The following is a 13,528-nucleotide window of genomic DNA, read 5'->3' on the forward strand; positions in this document are numbered from 1 at the left end:
GCTGGTGGTTCCTTTAGATTCGGGCCGGTGCAAGGTCGGCGTGTGCGGGAGCGGGGGCGTCGAGAATGGTGTCCGCAAGGGGGACGCCGGGGTCCGCCGCGAGCCCTGGGTCTATCAGGGCTCCCTGGGCGATCAGTTTCCGGGCCGGCCGGAAGTCGGCGAGGCCTGCGACGGTGTCCACCGCGGCGAGGCGCCCGTCCCGGGCATAGATCACGGAGAAACTGCCGCCGGCGGGATCGCCCCGCACGATCACGTCGTCTTCCGGACGGCGCACCCCGGCAGTTTGCAGCCGGACGCCGTGCTGGACGGTCCAGAACCAAGGGATTTCCGGCGCTGCTGCCGGCTGGCCGGTGATGTGGGCGGCGACCCGGTCTGCTTGCGCCTGGGCGTTCTGGATGCATTCCAGGCGCTGGCTGGCGCCGTCAATCGGGCTGGTGAACCGGGTGACGTCACCGGTGGCGTAGATCGCCGCATCGGACGTCAGGCAGTCTTCATCCACGAGGATGCCGTCCCGGCACTCGAGACCGGCTTCCGCGGCGAGTTCCTGGTTGGGGATGACGCCGATCCCGGCCAGTACGACGTCGGCGTGGAACACGGCGCCGTCGGCCGTGACCACGCGTTCGGCGCGCTGGCCGCCTTCAATTTCCGTCACCGCTGCGCCGAAGACGAACCGGACACCGTGCCGCTCGTGGAGTTTTTCGAAGTGCCGCGATACCGGCGCTGAGGTGACGCGGCTCATCACCCGGTCCTGGAACTCCAGTACCGTGACGTTGCAGCCCTTCGCGGCCGCCGCGGCGGCTACTTCCAGGCCGATGTATCCGGCACCGATGATGGCAACCCGTGTTCCGGCCACCAGGAGCCGCTTGAGCTCCAGGGCGTCGTCCCGCGTTCTCAGCGCTTGCACCCCGGGAAGGCGGGCGCCGGGCACCGTAAGGGGGCGGGCCCGGGAACCCGTAGCGAGGACCAGCCGGTGGTAGGCGTGGCGGCTGCCGTCAGACAGGAGAACTGTCCGACCCTGCCGGTCAACCGATTCGGCGGCGGCGCCGGCAACACGCTGGATGCGCTTGTCCTGGTAGAACTTCTCCTTCCGCAGCACGGCAGACTCATCGGGCGCGCCGGCCTTCAGGAGTTCCTTGGACAGCGGGGGCCGTTCGTAGGGTGTCTCCTTCTCCGCTTCGAGCAGCAGGATGCCGCCTTCCCAGCCCCGGGCCCGGAGCCCGGCGGCCACCGCGACACCGGAATGGCCGGCCCCCACGATCACCACGGGCGCGGTGGCCGCAGATGCGACATGGGCCATGTGGTCCTGGATCGCTGTCTGCTCACGCATTGGACTCCTCCAACAGGACGTGGAGGTGTTCAGGACCCGAGTTGGTCAGATTGTTGCCCCGTACGTATTCAATGGGCTTCTCCGGGTCCAATGCCAGGGATCCCAGCTTGTCGGCGAGGAGCTTCACGGTCACCAGGACCTCAAGCCGTGCAAGGGGCGCGCCGAGGCAACTATGGACGCCGTGGCCGAAGCCGAGATGGCCGTCGGTGCTGCGGTCCATATCGAAGCGCTCGCCGTCGGGGTATTTGTTGCTGTCCCGGTTAGCTGCGGCAGGCAGCAGCCGGACGATGGCGCCTGCCGGAATCGTCACCCCGGCAACCTGTACTTCTTCCGTGGTGATCCGGCTGGCCCGCTGCACCGTGCCGCGGTAGCGGGCAAGTTCTTCGACAAAGAGGTTCGCGTCCTCCGGATTCCTGCGGATCCGTTCCAGCAGTCCGGGCTGCTCGCTGAAGACGCGGAATGCATTGGCCAACAGGATGGTGGTGGTGTCGTGCCCGGCGACGAAAACAAAGGCGCAGAGTTCCTTGGCTTCCTTCTCGCTGAGCAGGCCATCCTTCCACATCCGGGCAATGTGGCCGCCCACGGAATCGCTGTCCTCCCGGTAAAGGCGCTCCATGGTGTCCTTCAGATACGCGAAGAACTCGAAGGTGCTTTGTTCGTCGGTGCCGGTGCCCTGCGCATTGCGGGCAAGCCGGCCGAAGTAGCTGAACGTCTCGTCGGACCAGAACTTCATCTTCTCGAAATCCTCGGCCGGTACATCGAGGAGGGCGCTGATGGTGGACATGCTGAGCGGAATGGCGTAGTCGTCCACGGCGTCGCCGCCGCCGGCGGCGAGCATCGGAGCCAGGTATTTTTCGGCGTTTTCGCGGACGCGGTCCTCGAAGCGGGCTATGGCCTTCGGGATAAAGGCCTGCGCCACCACCTGGCGCAGCCGGGTGTGGTTGGGGGCGTCGAAGAGGGTCAGGAAGGTCAGCGGAACCGGGTCCACCACCTGGGAGGAGAAGACCTTCGGGGCACGCATTGCCTTGCGGACATCGTCATAGCGGGAAATGAACCACACATCCGATACCGGCGAGTGGGCACGGAGCACAGGGGCGTTGTCCCGCATCCATTCATAGTGGGCGTATGGGTCACCCTGGGTCCCGTCATCGACCACCTTGAACGGGGCCATGCCCTCGGGCCAGCTCAGTTCGTGCGAATAGGGAGGCAGTTCCGAAGCCTCGGCATGCCGGCTTCCGAACGTATGGGTTGCTGAAATCTCTGTCATGGCGGAAGACATCGTTGTCCTTCTTTCGGAGTTTTCGGACGTGATTTACGTCTCAACCCAACAATGCCGACCGCTCCCCCGCCGGCCCCATAGGACTTCCGTTCATCGGATATGAAAGACCTGCGAAGGCTAGCGCCGGGGCGGCCGGGCGGTCTTCAAAGCCCGCGAAATCCCGTGCGCGGCGGTCAGCAGCGCGGGCACGGTCAAGGGGACGGCGGCTTCCTGCCGGGGAACGATGGCATTGAGCGCGGCGGCGATGGCATTGTCAGGGCCGAAGACGGGCACAGCGATGCCGGTCCACTCCGTGACGCCAATGCCTGGCAAAGCCACATAGCCGCGCTGCCTGATTTCTGCCAGATGCTTCCGGATGAGCGCCGGGTCGGTGATGGTCTCGGCGGTCACCGCCGCCAGGGGGCGGCTGAGCAGCTCGTCCTGGACGGCAGGCGGCGCGAAGGCCAGCAGCACCAGCCCGGACGAGGCCGCGTGGATCGGCATCCGCTGGGCAATATGGGCCGCATCCAAGCTGGACTCAGGCGACGACAGGCGTTCCACGTAAAGCACGGTGCCGTGGTCAAGGACGGCCAGTGTGGTGTGCTGGTGCACGGCCGCCTGGACATCGCCCATGAAGGGAAGTGCCAGTTCACGAAGATTCAGCGCACGTGATCCCCGGGCGGCGAGTTCCCACATGCGCATGCCCGGACGCAGGTTCCCGTCCGGGAAGCGCTCAATCAGGCCGTGCAGTACCAGGTCATCCACGAGCCGGTGGACCGTGGTCAGGGGCAGGTCTGCGCGGCGGGCGAGGCCGGAGAGCGTCATGGCGGGCAGGTCCCGGTCGAACGCGCTCATGAGCCGCACGACGCGGCTGATGACCGATTCACCCGATGGTGAGTTTGCCATTGACGCCTCCGGCCCGCTGCCCTAGCCCGCTACGACGCTGGCGGCGCGGTCCGCGTCCCGGGCGGCTGCGAGGCTGGCGATGTCACGGCCCGCCCGGTAACCGAACACGAGGGCCGGCCCGATGTGCGAGCCGTACCCCGGATAGCCGCCGCCGAAGACGCTCACGGCGGCCGCACCAACGGCGATCAGGCCGGGAATGGCGGTTCCTTCGCCTGTCACCACCTCGGAGCGTTCGTTGACGCCGATGCCCGCGAAGGTGCCCAGGTCGCCCATCTGGATCTTGGCCGCGTAGTACGGGCCCTTGCCGACCGGGGCGAGGTTCGGGTTCGGCTTGTGCTCAAGGTCCCCGCGGAAGTGGTTGTAGAGCGTGGAGCCCCGCCCGAAGGCCGGATCCTCACCGCGCTCCGCTGCAGGGTTGAATTCAGCCACTGTCGCCTGCAGGCCGGCGGCGTCAATGCCAAGTTTGCCGGCCAGCTCCGCCAGGGTGTTCGCCTTCACGAGGTAGCCGGTCCTGTAGAAGTAGCCGCGCGGCATCGGCCACGGCTTGGCATAGCCGATGCCGTACTTGTGCATCGTCTTCGCGTCGCCGATCACATACCCGAACGTCTTGTCCTCGTCCTTGTTGTGCCCGATCATTGCGCCACCGAAGTCGTGGTAGCTCAGGGCTTCATTTCCGAAGCGCCTGCCGTGGCGGTCGACGGCGATCAGGCCCGGCAGGCCGATGGCCCGCAGGTGCGGAAAGAGCCGCTCCTTCCCGTTGAGGTACTTGAAGACTGTCACCGGGGCCCAGGAGCCCACGCTGAACACCGAGTCATCGATGTGGCCTCCGGCCCTGATCGCCAGGGTGGCGGCATCCCCGCCGTGGCCCACCGTCGGCGTGAAGTGGTCGTCGCCGTCGGCGTCGTGCGGGAAGTACTGCTGCCGCAGTTCCCTGTTGCCCGAAAAGCCGCCGGCGGCAAGGATCACGCCGAGCCGTGCCGTCACCGTGGTGGCGTGCTCGCCGCCGATGACAGCCCCGGTGATGGTGCCGGAGCCGTCCCGGGTCAGGGAAAGTGCGGGCGAAGACTTCCACAGCCGCACACCGAGGTCATCGGCGCTCTTCACCATGCGGGTCATGAGGGCGTTGCCATTGGACCGCAGGACGGGACGCTTGTAACGCGCGGCGTCGGCCCACGTCCGCAGCAGCTTCTTCGCCACATAAATGAAGGATTTGACCGACTGGTTCACGTGGAAGAACTCGTTGATGTCAGGGCCCACCTGCGGCATGTAGCCGAACACGGTGTAGGAGCTCATGTACGGCTGCATCAGGAGCCGCTTGTCCCCCAGGACGCGCGCATCAACGTCCTGCGGCAGGATGGCGCGGCCGGAGAGCTTCGCTCCGGGCAGGTCCATCTGGTAGTCCGGGGACTTTTCCGGGTAGGTGAACTTGACCTCGGTTTCGTTCTCGAAAAAGGAGATCGCCTCGGGCACGGTGTCCAGGAAGTTCCTGACGCCCGCTTCGTTGAACGTCTCCGGGGCCAGGTTCTTCAGGTACGTTTCGGCTTCCTCGCGGGTGTCGCCCTGGGCCACACCCTGCTTGTTGCCGGGGACCCACGCCCAGCCGGCGGAAATGGCCGTGGTTCCGCCAAAGTACTGTTCTTTTTCCGCAACGATCACTGTCAGCCCCTGCGAAGCGGCTTTCAACGCGGCGGCCATCCCGGCCACGCCGGAGCCAATGACGAGGACATCACAGACGGTCTTGCTCGTGGTTGGCGCCTTGCTCATGGTTCCTGCCTTGCTCATAAATCGTGCTCCGTTCAGTCGGCTGCCCGCATCCTCGCGGCAGCCGGGTGGAAGGCTAAACCCCCAGTAGACCGGGTGGTACCGGTGCCGGCGAGGAGGATTACCATTGAGCGGGAATCCGAAGGAGCAAAGTGGCTAATTCCGCATCGGGCGAGTCGATAATCGGCCGCCTCGTGAAAATCGTGAGCGCGTTCGACGATCGGCATACCTCCATGAGCGTCGCCGAACTCGGGCGCAGGACCGGGCTGCCGGTGACCACCACCTACCGGCTGGTCAACGACCTGCTGCAGGAACGGCTCCTCGAACGCGAACCCGGCGGAGACATCCACATCGGCACCCGGATGTGGGAACTCGTCTCCCGCGGGTCCAAGATGCTGGGCCTGAGGGAAGCCGCCCTGCCGTTCATGGAGGACGTCCAGGCAGTGGTGCAGCACTCCACCACCCTGGGCATCCTTGATTCGGACGAGGTTTTGTACATCGAGCGGCTGGGCTCGGACAAGACCATCGTGGACATCACCAAAATCGCCGGCCGGCTTCCGCTGCACGCCACGTCCTCGGGGCTGGTCCTGCTGGCGCACTCCCCGTCGTCCTACCAGGACAGCTTCCTGGCCCGGCCCCTGACGAAGTTCACCGAAACCACTCTCACTGACCCTGCCCAGCTCCGGCGCCACCTGGCCGGGATCAGGCAGCGCGGCTTTGCTGCCATGCCCGGCGTGATCGTCCCCGAATCCAGCGGCATCGCTGTCCCCGTGTTCGGACCGGACAACACCGTCCGCGCCGCACTCAGCGTGGTAGTGCCGCGCAACGAGGAGAACGCAGCCTCCCGGGTCCCCGTCCTGATGGCCGCAGCCCGGGGCATCTCACGGGCCCTCGGCTGGCGGGGCGAGCTGAAGGGCACTCTTCGCCAGAGCCACTGAACGTAGTTTGCCGTTCATCGGCAATCATGTGGTTCCAGTCACACGTGCCCTGCGACTCTGGCTAGGACGCAGCAAAGAGGCTGCAAGAGTCACGAGGAGCACACCACATGAACACCACAGCGAACCGCGTGGCCGGGAAAACCGCAATCGTTACGGGCGGCCGCGGCGACCTGGGCAGCGCCACCGCCGCCCTGCTGGCTGAGCACGGAGCGGTCGTCGCCAGCCTGGACGTCGCCGGCATCCCCGCCGGTGCGGCCCACCCAAACGTCAGCCAGTACGACGTCGACGTCACCAGTGAGGAGAGCGTTGCCGACGCCATCCGCCGGGTACGCGACGATCTGGGCACACCGGACATCCTGGTGAACGCCGCCGGCATTATCGGCCCCGCCGGAGCCTCCCACACTGCCTCGGTGACGGATTTCGACACGATCTTCAACGTTAACGTCAAGGGCGTCTGGCTGATGACCAAGCACGTGGTCCCCGGCATGATCGAAAAAGGCGCCGGCAGCATCGTCAACTTCTCCTCCATCCACGGCATCACCGGCGGACGGAACGTGCCGCTGTACCACGCGACCAAGGGCGCCGTCCGGCTCCTGAGCAAGTCCGATGCGGCGGCGTACGGCGGTCACGGCATCCGGGTGAACTCCATCCACCCCGGCTCCATGGACACCCGGATGAGCCGCCGCTCGGCCGAGCAGTCCGATATCGGCGCGGAGGCCTACTACAAGCAGCTCGTTGGCTCCAATCCCCTGCCACGGCAGGGCAAGCCGGACGAGATCGCCTACGGCGTGCTTTATCTGGCATCCGACGAATCCCGCTTCACCACGGGGTCCGAGCTCGTGATCGACGGCGGCTATACCGCCGTCTGATCCAGGCCGTCGCCGTCTCCCCCTTCTTTAATCCTGAAAGGCAACACCCATGAAATTCGTCAATGGCACTCAGGCGGAAAGCTACGACGTCGTCGTCGTCGGCTCCGGCGCCGGTGCGCTCACCGCCGCGGCCACGGCCGCCCGTGCCGGCAAGTCCGTCGTCGTCCTCGAGAAAAGCGCCCTGCTGGGCGGGACTTCCGCCGTGTCCGGCGGCATGCTCTGGGTGGCGGACAACCACCACGCCCGGGAGGCCGGCATCACCGATTCGAAGGAAGCGGCCGCAGAATACGTGCGGGCCGTTGCCCGGGGGCGCGGCCGCGATGAACTGCTCGATGCGGCCCTGACCTACGGGGACCAGATGCTCCGCTTCGTGGAAGAAGAGTGCGGGCTCGCCTTCATCTTCCTCGACAACTTCCCGGACTACCGCCAGGACCTGCCCGGCGCCGTGGAAGGCGGCCGCACCGTGGAGCCGCAGCTGTTCAACAGCCGCGAGGCCCTGGGGGACCTCACAGCACACGTGCGCAGCGACGGCCGCGCCCCCTTCACCATGCAGGAATACGAAAACTGGGGCGCATTCACCAAGTTCCCCTGGGACGATCTCAACCAGCGCCAGGCCGACGGGCTGGTGGCCAAGGGCCAGGCCCTCGTGTCCAGGCTGCTCGCCAGCCTGGTCCGCGACGGTGCAGCGCTCGTTACCGGAGCCCGCGGCCACCGGCTGCGGACCGACGGCACCCGGGTGACCGGCGTCGAGCTCGAATCCGGTGAGGTCTTCCACGCAAACGACGGCGTGGTGCTGGCCACGGGCGGCTTCGAATGGGACAAGGCGCTGGCCGACTCGATGCTCGCCTCGCGGCTTTACACCATGTGCTCGCCGCCCTCGAACACCGGCGACGGCCTGCGAATGGCCCAGCGGATCGGCGGCCAGACCCGCGGCACCCGCGAAGCCTGGTGGGCCCCGATGTCAGTCACCGGCGACACCCGTGACGGGCAGCCGATCGGAACGCTGCTGCGCTTCGAACGCCAGGGCCCGGGATCGATCATGGTGAACCGCCACGGCCGCCGCTTCGCCAACGAATCGCAGAACTACAACGACCTCGCCCGTAGCCTGCAGTCCTGGGACTCGGCCGCGAACCAGACCCTCAACACCCCGGCCCACGTGATCGTGGACCACGCCTACATGGAGCGCTACGGCATCCTGGCCCACCGCGCCGGCCAGCCCACCCCGGGCTACCTGATCGAAGCCGCAACGCTGGAAGAACTCGCGGCAAAGATCAACGTTCCCGCGGCGAACCTCAGCGCAACGGTGGCACGGTTCAATGAGTTCGCGGTCAAGGGCGAAGACCCCGACTTCGGCCGCGGCGAAAGCGCCTACGACAAGTACTGGGGCGACGACGCCAGCCCGTACCCGAACCCGTCGCTGGGCCCGCTGCGGACCGGGCCGTTCTACGCCATGGAAGTAGTCAACGGCGCCTTCGGCACCAACGGTGGAGTGGCCACCGACGGGCTGGCCCGCGTGCTCGACGTCGACAACCGGCCGATCGAGGGCCTGTTCGCCGCAGGCAACACCACCGAAAACGCCTACGCCGCCGGCTACCCGGGGGCCGGCGCCACCCTTGGGCCGATCATGACCATGGGCTACCTCGCCGGCCGCACCCTGGCCGGCCAGTCCACGGATTACCTCCTGGCTGAACAGACCGAATCGGCACCGGAACTGGTGGGTGCCTGAGATGATCCGCCACACCGTACTCTTCAAGTTCAAACCGGACTTTCCACCCGCCGACAAGCAGGCCTGGATCGCCGGCCTCAACAGGATGGCCGGAAACATTCCCGGCATGCTCAGCCTGACCCACGGCCCGGACCTGCTCGAGACCGAGCGCTCCTTCGATTACGCCATTGTGGCCGACTTCGAAAAGGTCGAGGACATCGCGGTGTACAACACCCATCCGCTACACGAGCCGCTCAAGGCCTACTCATTCCCCAACAGCCAGCAGATCCTCTCGGTGGACTTCCACCTCGGGGATTCCCAGCAGGCTTCCACGAAGACACTGTCGTCTTAAGGAGATCCCCATGCACTCAGCATCACCAAGCGATCGCGCGCTGCGCCCACGTCAGGGCACAGGCCAGGGCGAAACCGCCGGCACAACTCAACGCAAGACCCCCGGGAAGGCAGCCCTGGCGTCATTCCTCGGCAGCACCCTGGAGTACTACGACTTCTTCATCTACGGAACCGCCGCCGCACTCGTGTTTCCGCACCTGTTCTTCCCTTCCGCCGACCCCGCCATCGGACTGATCGGCGCCTTTGCCACCTTCGGCGTCGCCTACGTGGCCAGGCCCGTCGGCGGGCTGGTGATGGGCCATTTCGGCGACAAACTAGGCCGGAAGAAGATCCTGCTGCTGACACTGGGCATCATGGGCCTGGCCTCGCTGGGCATCGGGTTCCTGCCCACCTACGAGCAGGTCGGCGTCTGGGCGCCGATCCTCCTAGTGGCCGGGCGGCTCGCACAGGGCTTCTCCGCCGGCGCCGAGTCCGCGGGCGCCTCCACCCTCACCCTGGAACACTCGCCCGAAGGCAAACGCGGCTTCTTCACCAGCTTCGTGATGACGGGCTACGCCTCAGGCATGGTGCTGGCCACCCTCGTGTTCATTCCGGTCACGGCCCTGCCGCAGGAAGCGATGATGAGCTGGGGCTGGCGCATCCCGTTCTGGCTCTCCATCGTGGTCCTGGCGATCGCCTACTGGGTACGCACGCACCTGGACGAAACACCGGTCTTCGAGGAGGCCCAGGAGCACAGGCAGGTCGCCCCGATGCCGCTCAAGGAGGTGCTCAAGTTCCAGGGCACCGATGTGCTGCGCGTAGTGGGCATGTCGATCATGTCCGTCATGCAGACCATCTTCACTGTCTTCGGACTGGCTTACGCCACCTCCACGGCAGGGTTTGACCGGGCTTCCATCCTGACCGTCAATGCCGTAGCCATCGGACTGTCGATGTTCGCCATGCCGCTGGCCGCGAAGCTCTCGGACCGGATCGGACGGCGCCCCCTGCTGCTGACCGCCGCGTTCGGGTGCTCAGCCACGATCTTCCTGTACTTCCTTGCGCTGTCTTCCGGCAACATCGTGCTGGTCTTCCTGGCCGCTTTCCTGAACATGACAGTGCTGTACTCGGGCTTCAATGGCATCTGGCCCTCGTTCTTCGCCGAGCAGTTCGCCGCACCTGTGCGCTATACCGGCATGGCGATGGGAAACCAGCTGGGACTGGTCCTGGCCGGGTTCGCGCCGATGATCGCCGGCATGCTCCTGACCCCGGGTGTCACCGGCTGGGTTCCCGTGGCTGTCTTCGGCACCGTGTGCATGCTCATCGCTGCGGCCTCGGTGTTCTACTCCCGCGAGACGTTCAAAACGCCGATCGAGGAGCTGGGTGCTCCGTACCTGGCCGGTACCGCCGCCCGGCGGGATCTGCAAAGCCGTTGAGTCCGAGCACCAGCCCGAAAGGAACCACCATGCCGCGCCACACCAGCCGCCCCAACCAGTGCCCCGGCCACTGGCGGGTTCACGCTTCCGGGGTGCCCCGAGGCCGGCAGCACCTGCCGCAACCCGGCCCAGCGGAGCCCGTCTCCGCAGCCGCGCCGGCAGCCGACGGCGGCGAGTTGGCCGCTTCACCTTGGCTCGGACTGCACTACGCCACCGAAAGCTACGCGACCGAGGAAACCTAGCAGCCGGTCAGGTGCCGTTTGGGCCGCTCCTGCCGGTAGTGGTAGCGTCCGGCTTCCGCGAATCCCGAACGGGCATACAGCTCCCGGGCGCCGGCATTGGCCGCCGTCACCAGCAGCCAGTAGCTGGTGAGGCCCCGGGCGTCACCTTCCCGCAGCAAGGTTCGGAGAACCCGGGTCGCGTAACCGCGGCGCCGGGCATCCGGACGGGTGGCCATGGCGTACAGCCCGCCCCGGCTGCCCTCCCCCACGGACGGAACGCCAAGGCGTCCGACGGCGGCGGGCACGCCGTCGTCGTCCCTCACCAGTGCGTACAGCGAACGGCAGCCTTCGAGGATTCTGCGGGCGGTGGCGAGGGACTCCTCGCCACCGCGCCCGTCCACACTCCACCAGAGCCGCAGCCATTCACCTGACGGCTCGGTGGAAAGTTCGACGCCGGCGTCGGGCGCCTCGTCAGCGGATGCTGGCACTGCGCCGGCGTCGCGCACCAGGATCAGGGTTTCGGACTGCCGGGTGAAGCCTTCCTCGTCGAGGATGGCGTTCAGGGCGGCGCTGCGGGAGTCGTCGAAGACCTGGAAGATCACTGGAAGCCGGCGCCTGCGGTACCAGGCCCGGGCGTCCCGGAGTTTAGCCATGCGGTCGTGGCTCGTGCCGGCAGGCTCCGAACGCGGCCAGATCGAGTTCGCACGCTGGGTCACGCCGGCGGCAGCACGCAGCACCCAGCCGCCCGATTCCTCCCGGTCGGAGGCGGGCCACGCGGCGTCCATCAACGCTTCGAGTCCGGACATCGTTTGCCGCTCCATCCGGTTCCTCACTTCAGGGTTTGGGGGACAGCAAAGGCTCCCCGGTTTCCGGGGAGCCTTTGCTGGCATTCAGGTCACTCTACTTGGCCGCGTGCACGGCCTTTCGGCCTGCGGCCGCTGCCTATTTCGCTTCGGGCTTGAAGTCCACGCCGGCTTCCTTGCGCTGCTGCGCGGTGATCGGCGCCGGAGCCTGGGTCAGCGGGTCGTAGCCGCCGCCGGACTTCGGGAATGCGATGACGTCGCGGATTGACTCCACTCCTGCCAGCAGTGCTACAACGCGGTCCCAGCCGAAAGCGATGCCGCCGTGCGGCGGAGCGCCGAACTTAAAGCCCTCCAGGAGGAAGCCGAACTTCGTCTCGGCGTCCGCCTTGTCCAGGCCCATCAGTTCGAAGACACGCTCCTGGACGTCACGCTCGTGGATACGGATCGAGCCGCCGCCGATTTCGTTGCCGTTGCAGACAATGTCGTAGGCGTAGGACAGCGCGGACTCCGGGTCCTGGTCGAACGAATCCATGAATTCCGGCTTGGGCGACGTGAAGGCGTGGTGGACCGCGGTCCACTTGCCTGCACCGACGGCCACGTCACCGGAGGCCACAGCGGCGGCGGCGGGCTCGAACATCGGCGCATCCACGACCCAGCAGAACGCCCAGTCCGCGGGGTTGATCAGCCCGGTGCGGTGTCCGATTTCGACGCGGGCGGCACCGAGCAGGGCGCGGGAGGGCGTCTTCTCGCCGGCGGCGAAGAAGATGCAGTCCCCGGGTTTGGCACCGACAGCGTCGGCAAGGCCGGCCCGCTCGGTTTCGGTGAGGTTCTTGGCCACGGGACCGGCCAGTTCGCCGTCTTCCTTGAAGAGGACGTAGGCGAGGCCCTTGGCGCCGCGCTGCTTGGCCCATTCCTGCCAGGCGTCCAGCGCACGGCGTGCCTGCGAGGCGCCGCCGGGCATGACCACGGCACCGACGTAGGGCGCCTTGAACACGCCGAAGTTGGTGTCCTTGAAGAACTCGGTGAGTTCGGTCAGCTCCAGGCCGAAGCGGAGGTCCGGCTTGTCCGAGCCGTAGCGCGCCATGGCGTCGGCGTAGGTGATGCGCTGGATGGGCGTGGGGATCTCGACGTCGATCAGCTGCCACAGGGCTTTGACGATGCTTTCGCCGAGCGAAATGATGTCGTCCTGCTCCACGAAGCTGGCTTCGATGTCCAGCTGGGTGAACTCCGGCTGGCGGTCCGCGCGGAAGTCTTCATCGCGGTAGCAGCGCGCGATCTGGTAGTACTTCTCGAACCCGCCCACCTGCAGGAGCTGCTTGAAAAGCTGCGGGGACTGCGGCAGTGCGTACCAGGAACCCGGCGCCAGGCGTGCGGGGACCACGAAGTCGCGGGCGCCTTCCGGCGTCGAACGCGTGAGGGTGGGTGTTTCGATCTCCACGTAACCGTCACGGTGGAGCAGTTCGCGCGCCACCCGGTTTGCCTCGGAGCGCAGGCGCATGTTGCGGGCGGGGCCGGGGCGGCGCAGGTCGAGGTAACGGTGCTTGAGCCGGGCTTCCTCGCCCACCTCGACGTGCTCGTCGATCTGGAAGGGCAGCGGATCGGAGGTGTTGAGGATGGTCACCTTCTCGGCGATGACCTCGATCTGGCCGGTGGCCAGCGCCGGGTTTTCATTGCCCTCCGGACGCTGCGAAACCGTACCGATGACCTGCAGCACGTACTCGTTGCGGAGTCCGTGGAAGACCTCTTCTTCGCGGACCACCACCTGGGAGACGCCCGAGGCATCACGAAGGTCAACGAATGCCACACCACCGTGATCACGACGCCGGCCCACCCAGCCGGCCAGGGTTACGGTTTGTCCAATGTGCTCGGAGCGAAGGGATCCGAGGTCATGTGTGCGCAGCACAGCACGCCTTTCTTAGGGAGACAGCAGGAATACAGAGATGATGTTGAATGGGACCGTTACGGGAACGGCCCCGT

Annotated in this window: 12 protein-coding genes; 6 read left to right on the forward strand and 6 right to left on the reverse strand. The window is 66.7% G+C overall.

The features are described 5' to 3' along the window. Nucleotides 1-13 precede the first annotated feature (13 nt). From AC1MDG_RS11425 to chcC2, 4 genes are all read right to left on the reverse strand, one after another. Nucleotides 14-1,327, reverse strand: coding sequence for an NAD(P)/FAD-dependent oxidoreductase (locus tag AC1MDG_RS11425; RefSeq protein ID WP_479803967.1), 1,314 nt, complete (start codon nucleotides 1,325-1,327; stop codon nucleotides 14-16). Then, complete coding sequence (locus AC1MDG_RS11430) at nucleotides 1,320-2,594, reverse strand: cytochrome P450 (RefSeq protein ID WP_479803968.1); 1,275 nt, start codon at nucleotides 2,592-2,594, stop codon at nucleotides 1,320-1,322. Before AC1MDG_RS11430 ends, AC1MDG_RS11425 begins: the two co-directional genes overlap by 8 nt. A gap of 129 nt (nucleotides 2,595-2,723) precedes the next feature. Next, entirely contained in the window at nucleotides 2,724-3,491 is a 768-nt protein-coding gene (locus tag AC1MDG_RS11435; protein ID WP_479803969.1) for an IclR family transcriptional regulator, read from the reverse strand. A gap of 21 nt (nucleotides 3,492-3,512) precedes the next feature. After that, the gene (gene chcC2, locus AC1MDG_RS11440; RefSeq protein ID WP_479803970.1) at nucleotides 3,513-5,255 is read right to left on the reverse strand and encodes a 4-oxocyclohex-2-ene-1-carboxylate 5-dehydrogenase; all 1,743 of its coding nucleotides are present in this window, start codon (nucleotides 5,253-5,255) and stop codon (nucleotides 3,513-3,515) included. A gap of 149 nt (nucleotides 5,256-5,404) precedes the next feature. Here chcC2 and AC1MDG_RS11445 point away from each other — a divergent pair, with 149 nt between their 5' ends. From AC1MDG_RS11445 to AC1MDG_RS11470, 6 genes are all read left to right on the forward strand, one after another. Next, nucleotides 5,405-6,190, forward strand: coding sequence for an IclR family transcriptional regulator (locus tag AC1MDG_RS11445; protein WP_043481852.1), 786 nt, complete (start codon nucleotides 5,405-5,407; stop codon nucleotides 6,188-6,190). 107 nt (nucleotides 6,191-6,297) lie between these two features. Continuing rightward, nucleotides 6,298-7,059: an SDR family NAD(P)-dependent oxidoreductase gene (locus AC1MDG_RS11450; RefSeq protein WP_043481854.1), complete on the forward strand. Its 762-nt coding sequence runs from the start codon at nucleotides 6,298-6,300 to the stop codon at nucleotides 7,057-7,059. Nucleotides 7,060-7,108: 49 nt separating this feature from the next. Continuing rightward, complete coding sequence (gene chcC1 / locus AC1MDG_RS11455; protein ID WP_479803971.1) at nucleotides 7,109-8,785, forward strand: 4-oxocyclohexanecarboxylate 2-dehydrogenase; 1,677 nt, start codon at nucleotides 7,109-7,111, stop codon at nucleotides 8,783-8,785. Nucleotide 8,786: 1 nt separating this feature from the next. Then, nucleotides 8,787-9,116 carry a Dabb family protein gene (locus tag AC1MDG_RS11460; protein ID WP_479809080.1) on the forward strand — a complete coding sequence of 110 codons (330 nt, stop codon included), beginning with the start codon at nucleotides 8,787-8,789 and terminating at the stop codon, nucleotides 9,114-9,116. A gap of 10 nt (nucleotides 9,117-9,126) precedes the next feature. Further along, nucleotides 9,127-10,527: an MFS transporter gene (locus tag AC1MDG_RS11465; RefSeq protein ID WP_479803972.1), complete on the forward strand. Its 1,401-nt coding sequence runs from the start codon at nucleotides 9,127-9,129 to the stop codon at nucleotides 10,525-10,527. A 29-nt stretch (nucleotides 10,528-10,556) separates the two neighbouring features. Beyond that, the gene (locus AC1MDG_RS11470) at nucleotides 10,557-10,769 is read left to right on the forward strand and encodes a hypothetical protein (protein WP_479803973.1); all 213 of its coding nucleotides are present in this window, start codon (nucleotides 10,557-10,559) and stop codon (nucleotides 10,767-10,769) included. On the opposite strand, the gene AC1MDG_RS11475 is transcribed toward AC1MDG_RS11470, so the two are convergent. Next, nucleotides 10,766-11,569, reverse strand: coding sequence for a GNAT family N-acetyltransferase (locus AC1MDG_RS11475; RefSeq protein ID WP_479803974.1), 804 nt, complete (start codon nucleotides 11,567-11,569; stop codon nucleotides 10,766-10,768). The genes AC1MDG_RS11470 and AC1MDG_RS11475 overlap by 4 nt on opposite strands. 121 nt (nucleotides 11,570-11,690) lie before the next feature. After that, nucleotides 11,691-13,454, reverse strand: coding sequence for an aspartate--tRNA ligase (aspS, locus tag AC1MDG_RS11480; protein WP_479803975.1), 1,764 nt, complete (start codon nucleotides 13,452-13,454; stop codon nucleotides 11,691-11,693). Between the last annotated feature and the right edge of the window lie 74 nt (nucleotides 13,455-13,528).

It is taken from the genome of Arthrobacter sp. AIWTK1, assembly GCF_056680535.1.